Annotated in this window: 16 protein-coding genes; 12 read left to right on the top strand and 4 right to left on the bottom strand. The window is 70.4% G+C overall.

Going from position 1 to position 21,872, the window contains the following annotated elements:
• The first annotated feature begins 4 nt into the window (after window positions 1-4).
• The 6 genes from dnaE (at window position 5) to OIE74_RS17970 (ending at window position 12,208) form a co-directional block, all read left to right on the top strand.
• Window positions 5-3,562: a DNA polymerase III subunit alpha gene (gene dnaE, locus OIE74_RS17995; protein WP_329384584.1), complete on the top strand. Its 3,558-nt coding sequence runs from the start codon at window positions 5-7 to the stop codon at window positions 3,560-3,562.
• Between the two features lie 235 nt (window positions 3,563-3,797).
• Window positions 3,798-4,997: a S1 family peptidase gene (locus tag OIE74_RS17990; protein ID WP_443076150.1), complete on the top strand. Its 1,200-nt coding sequence runs from the start codon at window positions 3,798-3,800 to the stop codon at window positions 4,995-4,997.
• Between the two features lie 154 nt (window positions 4,998-5,151).
• Window positions 5,152-6,123, top strand: a complete 972-nt coding sequence (locus OIE74_RS17985; protein WP_329384580.1) for a helix-turn-helix transcriptional regulator — start codon at window positions 5,152-5,154, stop codon at window positions 6,121-6,123.
• Between the two features lie 109 nt (window positions 6,124-6,232).
• On the top strand, window positions 6,233-7,657 hold the full coding sequence (locus OIE74_RS17980) for a DUF2201 family putative metallopeptidase (protein ID WP_329384578.1): 1,425 nt from the start codon (window positions 6,233-6,235) through the stop codon (window positions 7,655-7,657).
• Between the two features lie 113 nt (window positions 7,658-7,770).
• A complete protein-coding gene (locus OIE74_RS17975; protein WP_443076149.1) occupies window positions 7,771-9,687 on the top strand; it encodes an AAA family ATPase in 1,917 nt (638 codons plus the stop codon).
• Between the two features lie 58 nt (window positions 9,688-9,745).
• Window positions 9,746-12,208, top strand: coding sequence for a hypothetical protein (locus OIE74_RS17970; protein WP_329384575.1), 2,463 nt, complete (start codon window positions 9,746-9,748; stop codon window positions 12,206-12,208).
• Between the two features lie 29 nt (window positions 12,209-12,237).
• Here the strand turns inward: OIE74_RS17970 and OIE74_RS17965 are convergent, their stop codons facing one another.
• Genes OIE74_RS17965 through OIE74_RS17955 form a run of 3 tightly spaced genes read right to left on the bottom strand, consistent with a single transcriptional unit; the run spans window position 12,238 to window position 14,393 of the window.
• Window positions 12,238-12,669, bottom strand: a complete 432-nt coding sequence (locus OIE74_RS17965; protein ID WP_329384572.1) for a protein-tyrosine phosphatase family protein — start codon at window positions 12,667-12,669, stop codon at window positions 12,238-12,240.
• Window positions 12,670-12,714: 45 nt separating this feature from the next.
• Window positions 12,715-13,515 carry an SAM-dependent methyltransferase gene (locus tag OIE74_RS17960; RefSeq protein WP_329384569.1) on the bottom strand — a complete coding sequence of 267 codons (801 nt, stop codon included), beginning with the start codon at window positions 13,513-13,515 and terminating at the stop codon, window positions 12,715-12,717.
• Entirely contained in the window at window positions 13,512-14,393 is an 882-nt protein-coding gene (locus OIE74_RS17955; RefSeq protein ID WP_329384566.1) for a helix-turn-helix domain-containing protein, read from the bottom strand. Before OIE74_RS17955 ends, OIE74_RS17960 begins: the two co-directional genes overlap by 4 nt.
• A gap of 243 nt (window positions 14,394-14,636) precedes the next feature.
• Here OIE74_RS17955 and OIE74_RS17950 point away from each other — a divergent pair, with 243 nt between their 5' ends.
• Window positions 14,637-15,113, top strand: coding sequence for a hypothetical protein (locus tag OIE74_RS17950; protein WP_329384563.1), 477 nt, complete (start codon window positions 14,637-14,639; stop codon window positions 15,111-15,113).
• Window positions 15,114-15,423: 310 nt separating this feature from the next.
• The gene (locus tag OIE74_RS17945; protein ID WP_329384560.1) at window positions 15,424-16,101 is read left to right on the top strand and encodes an SDR family NAD(P)-dependent oxidoreductase; all 678 of its coding nucleotides are present in this window, start codon (window positions 15,424-15,426) and stop codon (window positions 16,099-16,101) included.
• Between the two features lie 46 nt (window positions 16,102-16,147).
• Here the strand turns inward: OIE74_RS17945 and OIE74_RS17940 are convergent, their stop codons facing one another.
• Window positions 16,148-16,585: a PPOX class F420-dependent oxidoreductase gene (locus OIE74_RS17940; RefSeq protein ID WP_329384557.1), complete on the bottom strand. Its 438-nt coding sequence runs from the start codon at window positions 16,583-16,585 to the stop codon at window positions 16,148-16,150.
• A gap of 85 nt (window positions 16,586-16,670) precedes the next feature.
• On the opposite strand from OIE74_RS17940, the gene OIE74_RS17935 reads away from it, so the two are divergent.
• From OIE74_RS17935 to OIE74_RS17920, 4 genes are all read left to right on the top strand, one after another.
• Window positions 16,671-17,033, top strand: a complete 363-nt coding sequence (locus OIE74_RS17935) for a MerR family transcriptional regulator (RefSeq protein WP_329392339.1) — start codon at window positions 16,671-16,673, stop codon at window positions 17,031-17,033.
• 473 nt (window positions 17,034-17,506) lie between these two features.
• Window positions 17,507-18,928 (top strand): diaminobutyrate--2-oxoglutarate transaminase, encoded by a 1,422-nt coding sequence (locus OIE74_RS17930; RefSeq protein WP_329384554.1) that lies wholly within the window; start codon window positions 17,507-17,509, stop codon window positions 18,926-18,928.
• Window positions 18,925-20,478: a pyridoxal phosphate-dependent decarboxylase family protein gene (locus OIE74_RS17925; RefSeq protein WP_329384551.1), complete on the top strand. Its 1,554-nt coding sequence runs from the start codon at window positions 18,925-18,927 to the stop codon at window positions 20,476-20,478. Before OIE74_RS17930 ends, OIE74_RS17925 begins: the two co-directional genes overlap by 4 nt.
• On the top strand, window positions 20,475-21,866 hold the full coding sequence (locus OIE74_RS17920) for a lysine N(6)-hydroxylase/L-ornithine N(5)-oxygenase family protein (protein ID WP_329384548.1): 1,392 nt from the start codon (window positions 20,475-20,477) through the stop codon (window positions 21,864-21,866). The genes OIE74_RS17925 and OIE74_RS17920 overlap by 4 nt, the downstream gene beginning before the upstream one ends.
• Window positions 21,867-21,872 lie beyond the last annotated feature (6 nt).

Raw genomic sequence — 21,872 nt, 5'->3', positions numbered from 1 at the left:
GGAAATGCGGCGGCCTTTCACCCATCTCCATGTGCACACGCAGTACTCGTTGCTGGATGGTGCGGCGCGGTTGGGGGACATGTTCAAGGCGTGCGATGAGATGGGGATGTCTCATATCGCGATGACGGATCATGGGAATCTTCATGGTGCGTACGACTTCTTCCATCAGGCGAAGAAGGCGGGTGTGACGCCGATCATCGGTATTGAGGCGTATGTGGCGCCGGAGTCGCGGCGGAACAAGCGGAAGGTGCAGTGGGGGCAGCCGCATCAGAAGCGGGACGATGTCTCGGGTTCGGGTGGTTATACGCACAAGACGATCTGGGCGGCGAATAAGACCGGTCTCCATAATCTGTTCCGGTTGTCGTCGGACGCGTATGCGGAGGGGTGGCTGACGAAGTGGCCGCGGATGGACCGGGAGACGATCGCGAAGTGGTCGGAGGGGTTGATCGCTTCGACGGGGTGTCCGTCGGGTGAGTTGCAGACGCGGTTGCGGCTGGGGCAGTTCGACGAGGCGATGCAGGCGGCTTCGGATTACCAGGATATTTTCGGTAAGGACCGGTATTTCCTGGAGTTGATGGATCACGGGATCGAGATCGAGCGCCGGGTGCGGGACGGGTTGCTGGAGGTGGGGAAGAAGCTGGGGATTCCGCCGCTGGTGACGAATGACTCGCATTACACGTATGCGGGCGAGGCGACGGCGCATGATGCGCTGCTGTGTATTCAGACGGGTAAGAATCTGTCGGATCCGGATCGGTTCCGGTTCGACGGGACGGGTTATTACCTGAAGTCGACGGACGAGATGTATGCGGTCGACTCCTCGGACGCCTGGCAGGAGGGGTGTGCGAACACGCTTCTGGTGGCGCGGCAGATCGATACGGAAGGCTGGTTCCAGGAGCGGAACCTGATGCCCAAGTTCGACATCCCCGACGGCTTCACCGAAGTCACCTGGTTCCGCGAGGAAGTCGCCAAGGGCCTCCGCACCCGCTTTCCGGGCGGTGTGCGCGAGCAGTACCGGCGCCAGGCGGAGTACGAGATGGGCATCATCATCGAGATGGGGTTCCCGGGGTACTTCCTGGTCGTCGCTGACTTCATCATGTGGGCCAAGAACAACGGCATCGCCGTCGGACCGGGGCGGGGCTCCGCAGCCGGGTCACTCGTCTCGTACGCGATGGGCATCACCGACCTCGACCCGATCGAACACGGTCTGATCTTCGAGCGGTTCCTCAATCCCGAGCGTGTATCGATGCCGGATGTCGACATCGACTTCGACGAGCGCAGACGGGTGGAAGTGATCCGCTATGTGACCGAGAAATACGGCGCCGACAAGGTCGCCATGATCGGGACGTACGGAAAGATCAAGGCGAAGAACGCCATCAAGGACTCGGCGCGCGTGCTGGGTTATCCGTACGCGATGGGCGACCGGCTCACGAAAGCGATGCCCGCCGATGTCGGCGGGAAAGGCATCGAACTCTCCGGCATCACCGATCCGGCCCACCCCCGCTACGACGAGGCGGGCGAGATCCGGGCGATGTACGAGAACGAGCCGGACGTGCGGAAGGTCATCGACACGGCAAAGGGTGTCGAGGGTCTGGTGCGTCAGATGGGGGTGCACGCGGCCGGCGTGATCATGTCCAGCGAGACGATCACCGACCATGTGCCGGTCTGGGTCAGGCACACCGACGGCGTCACGATCACGCAGTGGGACTATCCGCAGTGCGAGTCGCTCGGCCTGCTGAAGATGGATTTCCTGGGTCTGCGAAATCTGACCATCATGGACGACGCCGTCACCATGGTGCGGACGAACAAAGGCATCGACCTGGAGCTGCTGTCCCTGCCGCTCGACGACCGGCCGACCTTCGAACTCCTCGGCCGGGGCGACACGCTCGGTGTCTTCCAGTTCGACGGAAACGCGATGCGTGCCCTGCTGCGGCTGATGAAGCCCGACCATTTCGAGGACATCACCGCCGTGACCGCGCTCTACCGGCCGGGCCCGATGGGCATGAACTCGCACACGAACTACGCGCTGCGAAAGAACAAGCAGCAGGAAATTACCCCGATCCACCCGGAGTTGGCGGAGCCGCTCAAGGACGTCCTCGGGATCACCTACGGCCTGGTCGTCTACCAGGAACAGGTCCAGAAGGCGGCGCAGGTGCTGGCCGGCTACACGCTCGGGCAGGCGGATCTGCTCCGCCGGGCCATGGGAAAGAAGAAGAAAGAGGTTCTGGACAAGGAGTTCGTGCCGTTCCGCGACGGCTGCCGGGAGCGCGGCTATTCGGACGACGCGGTACGGGCGGTGTGGGACGTACTGGTCCCGTTCGCCGGATACGCGTACAACAAGGCACACGCGGCGGCGTACGCGCTGGTCTCGTACTGGACGGCGTATCTCAAGGCGAACCATCCCGCCGAGTACATGGCCGCGCTCCTCACGTCCGTACGCGACGACAAGGACAAGTCGGCGGTCTATCTCAACGAGTGCCGGCGCATGGGCATCAAGGTGCTGCCGCCGAATGTGAACGAGTCGGTGGCGAACTTCGCCGCGCAGGGCGACGACGTGATCCTCTTCGGACTGACGGCCGTCCGGAACGTCGGCGCGAACGTCGTCGAATCGATCGTCCGGTCGCGCAAGGCGAAGGGGAAGTACGTGACGTTCCCCGACTTCCTGGACAAGGTCGAGGCGGTCGTCTGCAACAAGCGCACCGTCGAATCGCTCATCAAGGCGGGCGCGTTCGACGAGATGGGGCATACGAGGAAAGGGCTGGCGGCCCACCACGAGCCGATGATCGACAACGTCGTACAGATCAAACGGAAGGAGGCGGAGGGCCAGTTCGACCTCTTCGGCGACGCGGGCGACAGTGGCAGCCCGTCCTCCGAGCCGGGTCCGGGCTTCGGGCTCGACGTCGAATTCTCCGACGTGGAGTGGGACAAGCCCTATCTGCTCGCGCAGGAACGGGAAATGCTCGGCTTGTACGTCTCCGACCACCCGCTCCTCGGTATCGAGCACGTCCTGTCCGACAAGTCGGACGCGGCGATCTCACAGCTCACCGGCGGGGAGCACGCCGATGGCGCTGTGGTCACCATCGGCGGCATCATCTCCGGCCTCCAGCGGAAGATGACCAAGCAGGGCAACGCGTGGGCGATCGCCACCGTCGAGGATCTGGCCGGGTCCATCGACTGCATGTTCTTCCCCGCCACCTACCAGCTGGTCTCCACCCAACTGGTCGAGGACACGGTCGTCTTCGTCAAGGGCCGTCTCGACAAGCGCGAGGACGTCCCCCGCCTTGTCGCGATGGAGATGCGCGTTCCCGACCTGAGCGATGTCGGCGCGCACGCGCCCGTACGGCTCGACATGCACGAGTCGCACGTCACGCCGGATTCGGTCCGCCAGCTCAAGGAGATCCTGAAGGCGCACCCGGGCCCGACGGAGGTACGACTGCGGGTACGGCGGCGCGCCACGACCACCGTCTACCGGCTGGGCCACGGGGTCGCCGTCACCCCGGAGTTCTGGGCCGACCTGAAGGCGGCGGTCGTCGTGACACGGGGTACCGCGTCCGTCGACAGCTGACGAGTGCCCCGTCCCTCAACAGTTATCCGCAACTCTGTTGAAAACAGCTTCCTGGCCAGGGCTTGTCCGGAAAGGGAGCGTTCGGCGAGAGTTCATCCCGCGACGCCCCACACACCCCCCAATCCACGTCGCCGGACAGGCGCCCTCCCATGAACCCCCGCGTCAACCACCCTTCCTCCCCAGGGGCTTGACGCGGTGCGGTTCGGCGCTGCCTCCGATAATGAGAGGAAGCACTGTGCAGGTTTCCCGCAAATATCTCGTCGCCGCCGTGACCGGCGTCCTGCTCTCGGCCTCCGCCGTGACCGGCGCGCAGGCCGCCGACCCGTCCGGTGCCGCGGCCCAGGCGCCCCGGTACCAGCCCGAGATGGTGGCGGCACTCGCCAAGACGCTCGGTGGCAGCGAGCAGGCGGCCGTGGACCGGCTCGACCACGAGGCCGCGCAGCAGCGCGAGTTGGCTGCCGTGAACAAGCAGGGCGTCAAGACGGACGGCGCCTTCTTCACCAAGGCGGGCACGCTCACGGTGAACGCGCCGGACGCGAGATCCGCCGCCCGGGTGGAGGACGCCGGCCTCACCGCCCGCGTCCCCGAGCACGGCAAGTCCGCGCTGGACCGGATCAAGAGCGAGCTGGACGCGAAGGCCGTCAAGCAGGTTCCCGCCGGTGTCTCGTCGTGGTCGGTCGACCTCGCGTCCGACACCGTCACGGTGGAGGTGAACAGCGACGGTGGCGCCGCCGCCCGCTCGTTCATCAAGGCCGCGAGCAAGCACGGCGACGCCGTCCGTGTCGTGCGGGGCCAGGAGCGTCTGGAGACCCAGACCGTGGTGCCGCCGGGCAGCCGGATGACGTTCAACGGCTACATCTGCTCCGTCGGTTTCGGGGCGCGTGACGCGGCGGGCAAGCAGTATCTGGTGACCGCGGGCCACTGCATCGAGGACCTGCCGAACCTCGCGTACAACAACGTCAAGTTCGCCAAGGGCACCAACTCCCGCTTCGCCGTGGGCACCCGCAGCGTCGACATGGGCATCGCGGCGGTCGACGCCGAGGACTCGATAGGCACCCAGGTCACCACGTACGGCCAGGCCGCGAACGTCGCGGTCAAGGGCAGCACGCGCGCGTCGCAGGGTTCGGCGATGTGCAAGTCCGGCCAGACCACCGGCTGGACGTGCGGCACCGTGGGCTCGTACAACGTCACCGTCACGTACACCGACGCCAACGGCGGCCCGGACACGGTCGTTACGGGCCTCGGCAGCTCCACCGTCTGCACCGAGGGCGGCGACAGCGGCGGCGCGTACATCTCCGGCAACCAGGCGCAAGGCATGACATCCGGCGGCCCGATCGGCCAGAACTGCACCGGTGTGAACGGCCGTGGCTCCTCGTACTTCCAGCCGCTCACGGACGCGCTCACGCACTACAAGCTCACCCTGAACGTCGCCTGACCTCCTCCGGCACCGACCGACGCCGGCCGGGCCACTGCTCTCTCCGATGCCCCCGGAGAGACGGCGACGGAGCCGCTCACCCTTACCGGTGGGCGGCTTTCGTCGTCCGCTTACCATCGGACGGAAGTATCGGAGTTCGATCGGAGCTGCTGCCATGACCGACGTGGACACGGACATGGACCTGGGCGGGGCCGATGGGGACGGGGCCGGCAAAGACGGGGCGGACCCGGACGCCGAGGTGACGTTCGCCGAGGTCTTCCGTGACGCGCTGCGCCGCCGCGGGCTCTCCCTGGAGCGCGTACGCGACCGGCTCGAAGCCCAGGGCATCGGCGTCAGCCTCGCCACCCTCAGCTACTGGCAGCGCGGGCGGAGCCAGCCCGAGCGTGCGCGGTCGCTGCGCGCCGTGGACGCGCTGGAGTCCATCCTCGCCCTCCCGGCGGGCGCGCTCCGTTCGCTGCTGCGCCCCGGCAGGCCACGCGGCCGTACGACGTCGGAGCTGCTCGATCTGTCCGCATCCCACCGTGTCTTCGGTGAGAACTCCGACGTGGAACAGGCCCTCGGGCCGGACTTCGCGCGCTTCAACGAGGACGTCACCTCCCTCGTCATCCACGAGACGGTGCATCTGGACGAGGAGCGCTGCATACGGCAGTTGTCCGTGAACCAGGTGCTGCGCGCGACGCGCGACGGCGCGAGCCGGATGACCGCCGTGCATGTCATCGACGACCCGGCGACGGCGTCGGTCGATGTCACCGTACGGTGCGGCAAGCTCGGCCGTGTGGAGTTCCTGCCGGAGCGGCGGAGCATCGTGACGGAGATCCTGTTCGGCGGTGAACTGGCCAAGAACGAGACGGTGGTGACCGACTACACGATCTCGCTCACCCCGAGCCGCGAGGTCTCGACGTACCACGAGCGCCGTACGCGGGTGAGCCTGCGCGAGTATCTGCTGCACGTCTACTTCCACCCGGACGCCCTGCCCGTGAGCTGCCACCGCTACTACCGCGAGCGGATCGGCGCGGAGAAGGCCAGCAGCCGGCAGATCGCCCTGGACGTCTCGCACTCGGCGCACATGCTGCCGCCGAAGTGCCCGGCGGGGATACACGGCATGTCGTGGGAGTGGCCCGCCTGACGCCGTCCGGCTGCCCCGCCGTCCGGCTGACCCGCCGTCCGCACCAGGGTTTTCCACAGGCCCGGGTGACGCCGGACGGGATGTCAGACCCCGCCGCTAGTGTTTTCCCATGACCGAAGCGTCCGTGACCGCGCCCAAGCGCGGCGTCGAACTGCGCGACTGGCGGCGGCTGTTGGCCGACCCGCCGGACCCCGCTGTCACCGAGAAGGGCCGACGGCTCAAGGAAGCCGCGATGCTCGACTTCGGGGTGCGCGAGAGCGCGATCGCCTCCTGGCTCTACACCAAGTGCCACCAGCAGATCCCCACCCTGGCCGTGGACACGGCGGCGGTGGTCGCCACCGGCGACGGCAGCTGCGTGCTTCTCTACAACCCGGAGTTCTTCGAGGCGATCGGCGCGGACGGAGTGCGGTTCGTGCTCTTCCACGAGGCGCGCCATCTCATACACCGGCATCTGTACATGGCCGCGGAGTTGCGCGAGGACCCGGTGTTCAAGCTGGCCGCCGAGGTCTCCATCAACCATGTCGTGATGCGGCGGCTGCGCAGCAAGCTGCCCACCCAACTGACGGGAGACGCGGCGGAGGGCGGCGTACGGGAGCCGGTCGGGATCGATCCGCACGAGATCCACGCCCTGTACGAGGAGGATCTGCGCGCCCAGGGCCTTGAGCCGGTGTCGTACGCGCACTTCACCGAGACCGACATGAGTGTGTACGGCGAGCTGAAGCGGATGAGCGACCCGCCCGTGCCCGCGGGCGCGGTCTGTCCCCATCTGCTCGTCGACGGACTCCCCCTGGACGAGGAGACCGTGGGCGAGGTCGTGGAGGGGGTCCTGGCGAACGTGCTGCGGGCCGCCCTGCGCGGCGAGGGTCCCGCGCGCGACGAGATCCTGCATCTCGCCGACCGTTCCGAGGGCGGCAGCGACCGGGTCACCAAGATGTGGGGGCGCCTCGGCCTCGGCGCGCTGCGCGGCCGGACCGAGCCCACCCGCCGGGTCGAATGGTGGAAGCGCTGGCTGTCCGACACGCTCGCCTCCAAACTCCGCGACGGCGAACGGCTCATCTATCCCAGGAAGCACGGCGCGGTGCTGCTCGCGCTCGGCCACGATCCGATGCTGTCGCGGCGCGGCAAGGAGCGTACGAAGGTGGTGGTCGTCGCCATCGACACCTCCGGCTCCATGTCCCAGCGGGTGATCGACTGGCTGATGACGCTGATCGGCCGCACCGACGGCGTCGAGACGCACTGGCTGAGCTTCGACGGCGAGGTCATGCCGTTCGTCGCGGGAGAGCGGGTCAGAGGCGGCGGCGGTACGGACTTCGGCAAGGTCGTGGAGTACGTGGAGGGGCGCCGCGAAGTCGGCGGCAGGCGGTGCGAGGTACGGCCGGACGCGGTGATCATGGTCACCGACGGTCATGCGCCGCAGGTGACCCCGGCCCGGCCCGAGAGCTGGATCTGGCTGATAACCGACGGCGGCGACGACTGGCCCGAGCGGCACGAGCCGCCCATGGCCTGCCACCGCGTGACGACCGGCGACAGCTGAGCCCGCGGGCCTCTCTCGCATGTACGGCGGTGCGCGCCTGCGCGCGCCCCGGCTCACCCCGAACGCATCGCGCATCCCCGCGTACGCACGCACAAGGACTGGACCCCATCACCGTGATCAAGACCGACCCGAACCGCGCGGCGCGCACCTCCGGCCGCGACGACCACAGCGCCCGCGACAAGGCGGCCTGGCCCGGCACGGCCACCTACCCGGAGCGGCCGTCCGGCCCCCAACCGGGCACGCGCCTCGCGGAGTTCATCGACGCCATGATCGCGATGGGCCAGACCGGCCAGGTCTTCGGCGAGCACGGCATCGGCAAGACCTCCACCTTCCTCCGCCATATCCCCGAGGCCCACCCCGGCACACGCGTCGTCCTCGTCCCCGCGGCCAATCTCACCCCCGACGACCTGCTGATGAACGCCCCCGTACGGGACGACGGCACGGGCCAACTCGTCCTCACACAGCTGATCATGAGCCAGCTCGACCCCGGCGAGCCCTTCGTACTGCTGATCGACGACTCTCTCCAGGCCGGCGAGATGATCCAGTCCCAGCTCATGCAGATCGCCTGCGACTGGACCCTCGGCGAACACGACCTGCGCGCGCTCGGCTGCGTCGGCGTCTTCCTCTGCGACAACGAGTCCCGGACGGAGACCGGCTCCGTCCGCAGCGACCTCGCCGTGCTCGACCGCATGGTCACGCTGCGCCTCACGTCCAACGACACGGCCTGGCGCCACACCCTCGCCGCCCGCTACCCCGACTGGGACCTCGGCGAGGTCTTCCGGATCTGGGCCGGCCTGACGCCCAAGCTGCGTTCGCTGCTCTCCCCGCGCACCCTGGAGCACGTGCTGGACTGCGCCCGCGCCGGGCTGCCGCTGAGCTGGGGGCTCCCGCTGGTGGGCGGGGTCCGGCTGCGGCTGCGGGACCGGCGCAAGGACGGCACGGAGGGAGCGGACCGTACGGCGGAGACCCTGGACGCCATCGCGAGCGCCGTGGGCGCGGCCAATCCGAGCACGGTCGCCGATCCCGTACGCCGCATCCTGCGCACCGCCCTGCGGGAGAACTGGGCGGTGCTGCTCCAGGGGCCGCCCGGCTGCGGGAAGACGGAGATCACCAAGAGCGTCGTACGGGACGAACTCGGCGCGGAGCCGGTGTACTTCTCGCTCCCGGTGACCAACGTCGAGGACCTGTGCGTGCCGGTGCCCACCCCCGGCGGCCGGCTGGACACGCTGCTCACCCGGTCGCTCTCGGGCCCGGGGGAGAAGGTGATCATCTGGGACGAGTACAACCGGCCCAAGGACAAGGCCGCGTTCGCCAAGCTGATGGAGATCACCCAGGAGTGGTCGCTGGCAGGGCGGCCGGTGGAGGGTCTGCGCGCCCAGATCGCGCTCCAGAACCCGCCGTACCACCTCGGCAGGAAACTCCAGGTCAGCCGGAACAACGTGGCGCAGGCCAGCCGCTTCACGGTCAGTTACGAGGTGCGGCCCGAGGACATCCCGGCGAACGAATGGCTCATCGCCGCGTACGGCGAGGTGGCCGAGACCGTCCTCGAATGGTGGAAGAACGACATCGACGAAGAGGCCCGCGACTGGATCACCAAGCGGACGCTGGAGCGTCTGATCAAACTGCATCTGGCCGGCCAGCCACTGATATCCGGCCTGATCTACCTGGGCGAGGGCGAGTTCGCACCGGTGCCGCTGACCGCGCTCGAAGCCAGACTGGCGGGCGTCGGGGCTGAAGTAACCCTGGGCTTCAAGCAGTTGGTGCGGGACATCGATCTCTGGGAAAAGCGGCTCGCCGTCGCTTCGGAGGTCTCGACGGAGGGGACCAACGACACCGACCTCGTGCACCGGGTCCTGGCCAACGCCGAGTTGTCCCAGCTCAAGCGGCACGGCGACGTGGTGGCCCGAGCGCTGCGGCAGCTGCCGCCGAAGCTGCGCGCCACGTATCTCGTCGGGCAGACGCCCGCCCGGCAGAGCTTCTGGGTCGGTGCGCTGGCCCGGATGAAGGAGCTCGCCGCGTCGCCGTCCTGACACGGCCCCGGCCCCACCACCACCCACTCCCTCCTCCAGAAAGCCCGGACCCCACGCCATGCGCCTCGCCGACGACACCGTCGTGTCCGCCGCCTACGCACTCGCCGACCGGACACTCACCCGCGCGCTGATCCCCCGGATACGGGAGGAGACGCTCGCGCTGCTGGGCAGTGGTGCCCCGGTGCCGCCGGTTCTGCTGGACGAGGTGCTCTCCTCGCCCGACCCGGAGTTGCGCACCGCGCTGCTCTCGGCCCGCCGGTACCACCGCGATGTGTTCCGCCGGCTGGCCGCGCTCGGCGATCCCGCCCTGGCCGTCCATCTCTACGGCGATCGCGACTGGGAGCGCGACGCGGACGAGCGCGCTGCGGTGTGGGAGGGCGCGGCGGCCACGGCCGACGACCCCGCCTGGCAGGCGAAGGGCGCGCTGCCGAGGAGGCTGATGGAGGCCAGGTCCCGGGAACTGCTGGAGCCGGCCCTGCTCTCCCCCTTCCCCGAACTGGTGGCGCTCGCGCGGCGCGTCCTCGAAGCGAAGCCTGCACCTGCCCCCGCGCCCGCCCCCGCCCGCCCGAAGAACAGCGCCCCCCGGCCGGACCGGTCGTCGACGCCCGCACCCGGCACGACGAAGGAGCTGATCGAGCACCTCCACGACGCGACCTACCACGGCGACATAGAGCTGCCGCCGGCCCCGGGGGCCCTGCACTGGGACGAGTTGGTCGAGGAGAATCGCGGCACGCCGTTCACCGCCAACGGCCTGCGCAAACTGCGGACGCACCCGGACTGCCCGGAGGAGCTGGCCCTCGCCGCCTTCAAGGCGAACCGCGGGCTGCGGATCGAGGGCAACCTCCACTGGCCGATGCTGGCCGCCGCCGAGGAGGACCGCCTGGCCGAACTCCTCGTACCCGGAATACCGTCCGGTGTCTTCCCGGCCGACCGCGTCCTGCGGGAGGTCGTCCCGGCGCGCAAGGTCCTGTGCGGGCTGCCGCACGACCACGAGGACGTACGGGCCGCCCTGGCCGCCCAAGTGGCCAGGCTCGGTTCGGACTTCGCGCCCTGGCGGGCCCTGTACACCCTGCTCCCGCGCTTCGCCGGGAGCGTCACCGAGCTGATCGACGCCGCGCTCGCCGAGGTGCCCAAGCACAGCGGCCAGCCGTGGCCGAGGCCGATGGGGCCGGAGTTCCCGAGCCGCAGGCAGAAGGGCGGCCGGTCGGCGTGGCTGCATCTGTACGACGCGGCCGACCACGGGACGCGGTGCGCGCTCGCCGCGCACATGGACCTGCGGGCCATCCAGCAGCTGCTGCTCTGGCACGCGCCGAGCCCTGAACTGCGCGCTCACATCATCCAGTTGCGAGGTGCGCCCGCCCTCGCGGGCATCGCGTCCGACTGGACGACCCCGGCCGAGGTGATCGAGGACCTGATCACGTACAACGACGCCGAAGTCAACGCCGCGCTCTTCCTCCACACCGACCTCACCCTCGACCAGCGCGGGCACATCCTCTCCGGCCGGCGCTGGCGGGACGGCAGGTCGGCTGACACCTCCACCGCCGAGCGGATCCCGCTGACGGAGCCCCTGGTGGAGGGGGTGCGGGAGAGCGCGCGCCGGCCATGGCTGCTCGCGTGCTGCGACTCGGGCGACCCGCTGCTGTGCCGGATTCTGCTGGGCAGCCCCCGGGCGAAGGTCCACACGCCGGCGCTGGAGCTGCACATGCTGCTACGGCTCTGGGAGCGCCACGGGCCCGGAGCCGTAGGGGAGTTGCTGGACGAGACGGACTTCCCGGGCCGTAAGCGGCAGGCCAGGCACCCGTTGTCACCGGCGACGCTGAAGACGGGGCGTACGGCGCTGGAGACCGAGGGGCCGGAGAACGGAGCCGCCCTGCTGCGTGCCGCGTACGAGAGCGCCGCGAGCCCGGCGGGGCGGGCGGACTTCCTGTGCGACAAGGGGGCGGGCAGCGAGGACGACGACTTGACGAAGGCCATCGACCTCTTCGCCGAGGAGATCGGTCCGGGGCCGCTGCCATGGGCCGAGCTGGCGGCGACGCACCGCGCGAAGCCCCTGCACGACAGGCTTCTTGTCCGGCTGGCCGCACTGGACGGCTGCCCGGCCGAGCTCGCCGAGATGTCGGCCGTCGCCGCTCTGCGTCTGTCGCATCCCCATTACCGGCCCCGCCGGACGGGGAAGCCGCCGACGGCCACGGAGCTGCTGATGAAGTACCCCCTCCAGCTGGACCGCGGCGGCTGCCGCTGGCTGGAGAAGGCGCACCATCTGGGGCAGATCACCCTGCCCGATGCGGTGCGGTCCGGCTACCCGGCGCAGCCGGTGGTGGCGTTCCTGTCCAGGGCGCTGGGCCAGGAGGACTCGCCCGCGACCGACGAGATACGCGAGGCCCGCGGCGAAGTCGCGGCGCTGGCGGCGGAGCACCTGTCGGACAACCCGGAGGGCTGGGCGCTGGCGCTGCGTCTGATACCGGAGTTCGAGGGCACGCTGCCGGATCTGCTGCTGGCGTCGGGAGCGGTGGTGAGCTGAGGCCCCGGCGACGGCCCGGCCCGCGCCGTCTACGCGCCGAAGCGCGCGACGTACCGCTTCTGCCAGGGCGTCTCGACCGCGTGCCGCGAATAGTGCGCGCGGATATAGGCGACCGCCTCGGCGTTCGGCACCCCGTCGAGGACGGCGAGGCAGGCCAGGGCCGTGCCGGTACGGCCCCGCCCGCCGCCGCAGGCGACCTCGACGCGCTCGTCGGAGGACCGCGACAAGGCTTCCCGCAACGCCTCCGCGGCCCCCGCCCGGTCGGACGGCAGCCGGAAGTCGGGCCAGCGGACCCAGCGGGCCTCCCACTCGACGGCGGGCGGCTCCTTGCCCAGCAGATGGAGCGCGAAGGCGGGCGCGGGGCCGGCCGGGAGGGGGTGGCGCAGTCCCCGGCCGCGCACGAGCCGACCGGACGGCAGCCGCAGCACGCCTGCGGCCGTGGGCTCCCAAGTCGTGTTCACAGACCCGACATTAGCCGTGCGGCCCACCCAACACCCCTTCCGACGCTACGGCTTGATCGCCAGGAACCCCCACTGCACACAGTCCGCGGCCCCGGCCGGAATGTCCTCCCCGGCCGGTACGAGGATCTCCGGCAGCGGGCGGAGACCCGGCGGCAGCAGGGTCAGCCCACGGGCGCAGTCCGCGATCTGGTCCGGTGTCCGGGCGAGGTAGGCACCCTCGGGGTCGGCCGCCCGGTAGTGCTCCTGCATCCTGAGCACGCCCGGCGTCTCGATCGTGTCGCACACCGCCAGATACGAGCCGGAGGCGAGCCGGCTCGTGTACCGCTCGACCAGGTCGGCCGCCTCGGCGGGCGGGAAGTGCCCGAGGGTGGAGAGCACCAGAAGGGCGACAGGCTCGTCCAGATTCAGCGTCTGCGAGGCGTCGTCAAGGACCTTGTCCACCAGCCGGAAGTCCTGCTGGAGATAGTGGATCTTGCCCTCCGGCGAACTCCGCAGCGAACTCGCGTGGTTGAGGACGACCGGGTCGTTGTCGACGTACACGACGCGCGACTCGGGAGCCGCCCGCTGCGCCATGCCGTGGGTGCCGCGCCCGGTGGGAATGCCCGTGCCCAGGTCGAGGAGCTGGCGGATCCCGCCCTCGCGGACGACATGGTCCGCCACCCGCTCCTGGAAAGCACGTGACTCCATGGCCGCGGTCTTGATCTCCGGGAAGTCGCCCATCATCACCTCGGCGAGATCGCGGTCGAGTTGGTAGTTGTCCTGGCCGCCCTGGGCGTAGTTCCAGATCCGCGCGGAGTTGGGGACGGTGGGCATCACATTGGTTCCGGGGCGTACGGAGTCGCTCATCCGAAGTCCTTACTCGTCAGGGGCAGGGGGGTGAAACGAGGCGGTGCGAACCCACTGGTCACGTCCACCGCCATCCGGTAGTTCTCCACCGCGTCGGAGTCGTCGGTGATGAGCGTCATGGCCGGATGGAGGCCGATCTGGATCAGTCTCTCTCCCATGCCGAACTCCTTGAAGCGGAGGATCTCGATATGGCCACAGAGACTGATGGCCAGCGGGTGCGGTACGCCGGGTGGAATGACCTGGATGGCCACCGACGACCCGACATCGGCGATATGGGCTTCAAGGTAGTCCAGTTGACGGGCCATCACCCCGGCTCCGCCGACACGGCGCCGCAGTGTCCCCTCTTCCAGCAACACCCAGAGCCCGGCCCGGTCACCGTTGCCGGTGCTCGGCTTGCCCTCGATGGTGTGCTCCTTGCGGGCCTCCAGCAGTTCCAGCCGCAGGCGCCGTACGGCGGGGTCCTCGTAGGGGTTGCGCAGACTCATCAGGGCTTCCGCGTACTCCGTGGTCTGGAGCAGATCCGGCAGCACGCCCGGAGCGTACGAACGGATGCCGGTCGCCGCTGACTCCAGATCGATGACACCGACCTCGGCGACCTCGCGCCAGGGGTGCCACCACCCGGGCTTCTTCGCCTCCTCCAGCGCGTGAAGGACCTCGCCCCGCTCGGCGACGGGCGTCTTGTAGAGGTCGAGCAGCACGGCGACCATGCGCGGATTCGGCACGGTTTCGGCGTTCTCCCAGCGGGCCGGTGTCGCGCGGTCCTTCTTGATCACGTCCGCCACGCCCTGGAGGGTCATGCCCGCGGCTTCGCGGCGACGGCGCAGATCGGCCCCGAAGCAACGCAGAGCGACGGTGGGGCCGGATCTTGGCTGACTCACCGGGCCCTCCTCGCGTCCGCGGATGGGGAGGGTCTCTTCCTCTCCGTTCACCTCTCCGTTCAGCGGACCACGATACCGTCGTATCGAACTCTGTCACGTTGCAGAGTGTCCGCGTCGTGGCTACGATGGAGGCCGGAGTTCCCCTACGCGGCACCCCCCAACCAGCCGCGCCAGGGCCGGGTACCGACCCCGCCGACACGCTGCCGAGGCGTGAGGGGCGGGGGGTCACGGAGAACCGATGCCATGCACGTCTCACTACCGGCCGTTCCGGAGCAGATACAGGTCGCACGGCGCATCGTGCGCAAGGAACTGGCCGGTCTCGGCTGGCCACCGGCGAAAATCGCCGCCTGCGAAGAGGTGGCGGCGCAGCTGGCCAGGCACGCGATCGGTGTCGTGGGCGTCAGCGGTTACTACCTCGGGGTGACGAAGCGCACCGGGCCGGAGGACGCCGTCGCCGTAAGAGTCAGTGTCACGATCCTGGACGCGCCCACCGAGACGGTGACGGTGCCGGCGCAGAGCCGTTCGGACGAGCTGATCGAGGGACCGGCGGGGCATCCGGCCGAAGGGCCGGACGAGAGTCCGGACGACGGCGGCCCGAGCCTGGCGGAGGTCCTGACACAACGGTGCGGAGCCCAGGTCAACATCGTCGCGCAACAGGGCAGTTGGGCGGCTTCGGCCACCCTTCCCGCCGAGGCGCCCTGCCTCGGCGCGCAGACGTGACCGTACGACCAACTCTTGGATCGCTGTCTGGTGGGCACGGCCCGATGGGCGCTGACCAACCCGTCTTGGAGAGGCTGTAGTGGACGCATTGAGGAGCACCGCATCCGATGAGCCCGCGCGAGAGCCCGCGCACGAGACGGTCCCGACATATGCCGGCGTGCGCCACGGGGACAGAACACTCGGCGCGGGACACCGCCTCCCGCGGTCTTCGCGCGCCCGCAGGTGGACGGCCTGGTACCGGCCGACGAGCGCGGAGCCGCGGGTGTCGGTACGCGACCGTGACGTCACGCGCAGTGGGGGAGTGGTAGACGTGAGCCGTTCGGTGCTGGTCGTCAGCGGGGCGAGCGGGAGCGCGGAGAGCGTGGCCGCCGCGTATGCCCGCCAGGACGACTGGGTCGGGTTCCTCTACGAGCGCGGGACGCCTCCCGACGAGCTCTACAACGTACGGTGCGATGTGAGCGACGCGCTCCAACTGGACGCCGCCGTATCCGAGTTCGAGACCGGGCACGGAACGGTCGACGTCCTGGTCGTGGACGCGGACCGGCACGAGCACCACACCGATGAATCCTCCGTCTCCGCCGCCGCCGGGACCCGGGCCAGGGCGAACGCGATCATCGGGCGCACGCTGCCGGGCATGCGCGAGGCCGGGCACGGGCGGATCGTCCTGATCGCGTCCACGAAGGGCCTCGGCCGCGGCTCCACCCTGGCGGGCGGCGCCCCGCACGCGGACCTGATGAGCCTGGCCTGGCACCTGGTCCACGAGTGCCGGGGCTCGGACGTGACGGTCAACGTGATCACGTACGGGGCGGCACAGAGCGGCTCCCGCCTGGCCCGCGCACAACGGGCCCAGCAGATCGCGGACCTCGCGATCCACTTGACGAGGCCGGAGGCCACGGACACGGGCGCGGTGATCCCGGTCGAGGTCCTCGGCGCGATCCCGACACGCGGCCCGGCATGGGCGGAGGGCGCGTCGTACCAGGGGCGCTGACGGTGTCCGCCCGCCCGAGCCGGGCGGGCGGGGAGTGGGGCCGGTGTCAGGCGATCCTTTCGCCGTAGACGTGGGTCACTCGCATCGTCATCAGGACCCGGCGGTCCGAGACCATCACTGAGCGGTACTCGGCCCAGTTCGGGTGTTCGCCGGCCGCGCGGCGGTAGTAGGTGACCAGGGCCTCGACCTCAGGGCCCTCGGGGTCAGTGCCAGGGCCCGTGAGGGCGACCGGGCCCTCCGCCGTTGCCCAGGACCAGCCGTCCGGGCTCGTGACCTCCAGGGCCGCGCGGGGGTCGCGGCGGAGGTTTGTCGTCTTGGCGCGGCCCTCCGTCATCGATACGTACAGGACGTCGGCCTCCTCGTCGTAGAAGGGCATCACCGGGGAGAGCTGGGGCAGGCCGTTCGACTTGATCGTGGCGAGGACGCCAAGGCGGCTCTCCGCGAGCAGCGTGCGCGGGTTGAACGGTGCGGTGGTCGTAGTCATGTCCGGCTCCGGGGTCGTGGGGGCGCGTGGCAGAATCCTCAACGTTCATACCGATATGAAGGTCAAGGGGAAACGGGGGGCCGACGTGCTGATCGGGGAGTTGAGCCGGCGGACGAGCGTCAACGCGCATCAGTTGCGGTACTACGAGTCGCAGGGCCTGCTCGAACCCGGTCGTGGCGCGAACGGCTACCGCGAGTACGGCGGCGATGCCGTCACGACCGTGACGCAGATCAGGAAGCTGCTCGACGCCGGTCTCTCGACGGAGGAGATCGCGATCCTGCTGCCGTGCGCCTCAGGTGACGCGCCCGATCTCGAACCCTGCCCCGGCCTGCTGGACATGCTGCGGGCGCGCCTGCGGGGGCTGGACGATCACATCGACATGCTCGTCCGCACCCGCCGGACCCTGCGCCACTACATCGAGGTCACGGAGCGGCGGGAGCCGGCGTGATCCGGGACCGGGACGCGGGTGTGGGTCCGGGTCTGGATGATCATGGGTTCTGTGTCCGGAAATCTTCCCCGGCGGGCGGGGGGCTTTGGCGTCACCTCGGCAAACCATTAGGTTAGGCTCGCCTAAGTGTTTCTGGTCGGTCTGTTGGCGGGAGACCGCCGGGCTCCCTGGCCGGCGCTCGTACGCGATGATCGCGCGGCCCCTCATACGCTGATGCCGCAACCGGGTCGATCCCCTGCCCCCAACCGAGGTTGAAGCCGCCGTGTCCGTCCAGTTCCCGCCATCCGCAGCCTCGTTCGCGGCCCACTCCGTGGGCGTCCCGCCGGACCATGTCCGCCGGAACGGGCCCGCTTCGGTGAACTCGGTGCGTTCGGCCGGCCATCCGTGGGGGTGAAGCCGGTGCCGGCACCCGGGCGGTTCCGCCACCCGCACTGAGCCTTCTCTCCCTCTCCTCTTACTTCCGGAGCCGTTCCATGACCGTTCCCGCCACCGCGAGCGCCGCCGACTCCATCCTGGAGCGCCAGCGTGCCAGGGAGTCGTCCGCGCGTACGTACGCCCGCTCCTTCCCGATCGTCCCGGCCCGTGCCGACGGCATGACGATCGAGGGCACCGACGGACGCCGCTATCTCGACTGCCTCTCCGGCGCCGGAACGCTCGCGCTCGGCCACAACCACCCCGTCGTGCGCGAAGCTCTCCAGCGCACGCTCGACAGCGGCGCCCCGCTGCATGTGCTCGACCTCGCGACCCCCGAGAAGGACGACTTCACGGACGCGCTCTTCGAGACGCTGCCGGCGGAGTTCGCCGACCGGGCCCGCGTGCACTTCTGCGGACCCGCAGGGACGGACGCGGTCGAGGCCGCGCTGAAGCTGATGCAGACGGCGACCGGGCGGCGCGGGGTGCTCGCGTTCACCGGCGCGTACCACGGGATGACGGCGGGCGCGCTGGCCGCGACCGGCAGCGTGGCCGTCAAGGAGCCGGTGCCGGGCGGGGGCGCGGCCGGTGGTGAGGTGACGCGGCTGCCGTATCCGTACGCGTACCGCTGCCCGTTCGGCGTCGGCGGCGAGCGTGGCGCGGAGCTGGCGGCGACGTACACCGAACGGCTCCTGGACGATCCGTCGGGCGGGGTCGTACGGCCGGCGGCGATGATCGTGGAGGCCGTCCAGGGCGAGGGCGGGGCCGTGCCGGCGCCGGACGGGTGGCTGCGGGAGATGCGGCGCATCACGCGCCGGCGCGGCATCCCGCTGATCGTGGACGAGGTGCAGACCGGCGTCGGGCGCACCGGCGCCTACTGGGCGGTCGAGCACAGCGGCATCGTGCCCGACGCGATGGTGATGTCGAAGGCGATCGGCGGCGGGCTGCCGCTGGCCGTGATCGTGTACGACCGGGAGTACGACGGGTGGCTGCCCGGCGCGCACACCGGGACCTTCCGGGGCAACACGCTGGCGATGGCGGCGGGCGCGGCGACGCTCAGGTACGTCACGCGCGAAGGGCTCGCGGAGCGGGCGGCGACGGTCGGCGCGCGGATGACCGCACGGCTGGAGGGGCTGCGGTCCGAACTGCCCCTGATCGGCGACGTACGCGGACGCGGGCTGATGATCGGCGTAGAAATCGTCGACCCCGAGGGGCCGTTGGACTCGTGCGGGGCCCGGCCGGTGGCGCCCGAGGTGGCGGCGCGGGTCCAGGAGGAGTGCCTGGAGCGGGGGTTGATCCTGGAGCGGGGCGGCAGGTTCGGGTCGACGGTGCGGCTGCTGCCACCGCTGGTGATCACGGACGAGGAGGCCGAGTCCGTACTGGAGCGGCTGACGGACGCGATTGTGGAGGCATCGCGCGCGCCGCACGCGCCGCAGGCGTCCAAGGCGTCGGACTCCACCGGCGTTTCGGGGCGTGCGGCGTGACCACCGACGCGCTGGGCGCCGCCGTGGACGAAGCGCTCCGACCCGCGACCGGTACGGCCCTGTCGGGCGGGACGGGCGGGGCCGCCGCCCTGGAGCCCCTGGTACGCGAGGTGTTGGGCGCGCTCGCCGATGGCGCGGCCCGGCGCGGCGGGCCCGTCCCGCCCGGTGAGCCGGCGGAGATCACGGCGGCCGTCGCCGATGCGCTGCGCTCCGCGCGCGGTCCCGCCGCGCTCGGCCGGCTCACCGAACTCCTCGCGCACGGCAGCGCGGACCCGGCCGACCCCGCGTGCGCGGCCCATCTGCACTGCCCGCCGCTGGCCGTCGCCGTCGCCGCCGACCTGGCGGTGTCCGCGCTGAACCCCTCCCAGGACTCATGGGACCAGGCGCCTGCCGCAACTGCCCTGGAAACCCTGCTCCTTGAGGAGCTTGCGGGCATGCTCGGGTACGACCCCAGCGAGGCGGCCGGCGTGCTGACCTCGGGTGGCACGGAGTCGAACCTGATGGGTCTGATGCTGGCCAGGGACCGCGTGCTGGGCGCCGCGAGCGGCCGGCAGATCGAGTTGACCGGGGTACCGAGGGCGGGTGTGGGCGCCGGCGCGGGGGCGCGGCCGAGGATCCTGACGTCGGCCGCCGCGCACTTCTCGGTGCAGCGGGCGGCAGCCCTGCTGGGTCTCGGCGAGGACGCGGTGATCCCGGTGCCGGTGGACACCCAACTCCGCATGAAACCAAGCGCGTTGGCGGCGACCCTGGAGGCGTGCGTCGAGCGCGGGCAGCTGCCGGTCGCGATCGTCGCCACCGCAGGCACGACCGACACCGGTGCGATCGACCCGCTGCGGGAGTGCGCGGAGCTGGCGGCACAGTACGGGGCGTGGCTGCACGTGGACGCCGCGTACGGCGGCGGCGCGCTGCTGTCCGACCGGCTGGCGCCGCTGCTCGACGGCATCGAACTGGCCGACTCCGTCTCCCTGGACTGGCACAAGCTGGGCTGGCAGCCGGCCGCCGCAGGCGTCTTCCTGGTGCGGAAGTCGGAGACGTACGCCTCACTCGCCCGCCGCGCGGTCTATCTGAACCCGGCGGACGACGAGGACGCGGGCTATCCGAGCCTGCTCGGTCTCTCGCTGCGTACGACGCGGCGCGCGGACGCCTTCAAGATCGCGGTGACGCTGCGGACGCTGGGCCGCGAGGGCCTCGGGCGGCTGGTCGACGCGTGCCACGAACTGGCGGTGGCGGGGGCGCGGGCGGTGTCCGCGCACCCGCGACTTGAACTGCACGGGGAGGAGGCCGGGGACCCGGCGCTGACGGCGTTCCTGTTCCGCTACGTCCCCGAGGGGCCGGCGGACGGGGCCCGCACCGACGAGGTGAACGCCTCGCTGCGACGGCGGTTGCTGCGCGAGGGTGGTGCGGTGGTGGGGCGTACCGAACTGCCGGGCGAGGGTCCGGGGCGCGTCCGGCTGAAGCTGACGCTGCTGAATCCGCATACGACGGTGGCGGAGGTGGAGCGGCTGCTGCACGCGGTGGTGGCGGCGGGTGAGGCGGAGGAGAAGCGGTGACCGAGTCAGAGTCGGCTGTGGCCCACATGTACGACCTGGTCGGTGTAGGGATCGGCCCGTTCAACCTCTCGCTGGCCGCGCTGGCCGACGGCGCGCCCGAACTGCGCACGCTCTTTCTCGACGCGAAGCCCGCGTTCTCCTGGCACCCCGGCCTGCTGATGGAGGGCACCACCCTCCAAGTCCCCTTCCTGGCCGACCTGGTGACGATGGTCGACCCGACGAGCCCGTGGTCGTACCTCAACTACCTCCGCCACCACGACCGGATGTTCCCCTTCTTCTTCTCCGAGCGCTTCCACATACCGCGCCGCGAGTACGACGCCTACTGCCGCTGGGTCGCCGAGTCGCTGGGGTCCTGCCAATTCGACGCGCGCGTCGAGGAGTTGGGCTGGGACGAGGAGAAGGAGGCGTTCGTCGTCACCCACCGCGCGTCCGACGGAACCCTCACGCGGGTGCTCGCCCGCCAGGTCGTCCTCGGCGTCGGGACGAACCCGGTCGTGCCCGAGCCGCTGCGCCCGCTGATCGCGCAGAGCGCCCACGCGGGCCGCGTCCTGCACAGCGCCGACTACCGCACCCACCGCGCCCGGCTCGCCGCCCGCGACGACGTGACCGTGATCGGCGCCGGGCAGTCGGGCGCGGAGGTCGCACTGGATCTGCTGCGTCACCAGGACGGCGACGGCGCGGGCGGACCGTACGTCCGCTGGCTCGCCCGCACGGGCGCGTTCGCGCCCATGGAGTACTCCAAGATCGGGCTCGAACACTTCACACCCGACTACATACGCTATTTCCGCGCTCTCCCCGAGGCCCGCCGCGAACAACTCGTCGGCGAGCAGTGGCAGCTCTACAAGGGTGTCAGCGAGGAGACACTGGGCGAGCTGCACGACGAGCTGTACGAGCGCACGATCGGCGGGGCGGAGCCAAGGGCCGCGCTGCATCCGGGAGTTGCCGTCGTCGCCGCCGAAGTGTCCGGCGACGAATACGTACTGACGTGCCGTCACACCCAGCAGGACGCGCTCTTCGAGATCCGCACGTCCGCGATCGTCTCCGCCACCGGCTACACGGCGTCCCGCCCGGCCTTCCTCGGCGGCCGGGGCGGATTAGCCGCCCTGGTGGACTGGGACGACAAGGGCCGCTACCGGATAGACGCCGACTACCGCGTCGCACTGGACCCACGGGTCCCGGGCCGCCTGTACGTCCAGAACGCGGAACTCCACACCCATGGTGTCGGCGCCCCCGACCTGACACTGGGCGCCTGGCGCGCGGCGACAATCCTCAACGCGGTGGCGGACCGCCAGGTCCTGCGGCTCCCGCCCCGCTCGGCCTGGACGACCTTCGGCGCCCCGGACCCGGACCCGGACCCCGACCCCGGCTCGGCGGTGGTGCGTCCGTGAACTCCC

Source organism: Streptomyces sp. NBC_01716, from assembly GCF_036248275.1.
Taxonomy (GTDB): domain Bacteria; phylum Actinomycetota; class Actinomycetes; order Streptomycetales; family Streptomycetaceae; genus Streptomyces.
This window is presented reverse-complemented; position numbering and strand designations above follow the sequence as displayed.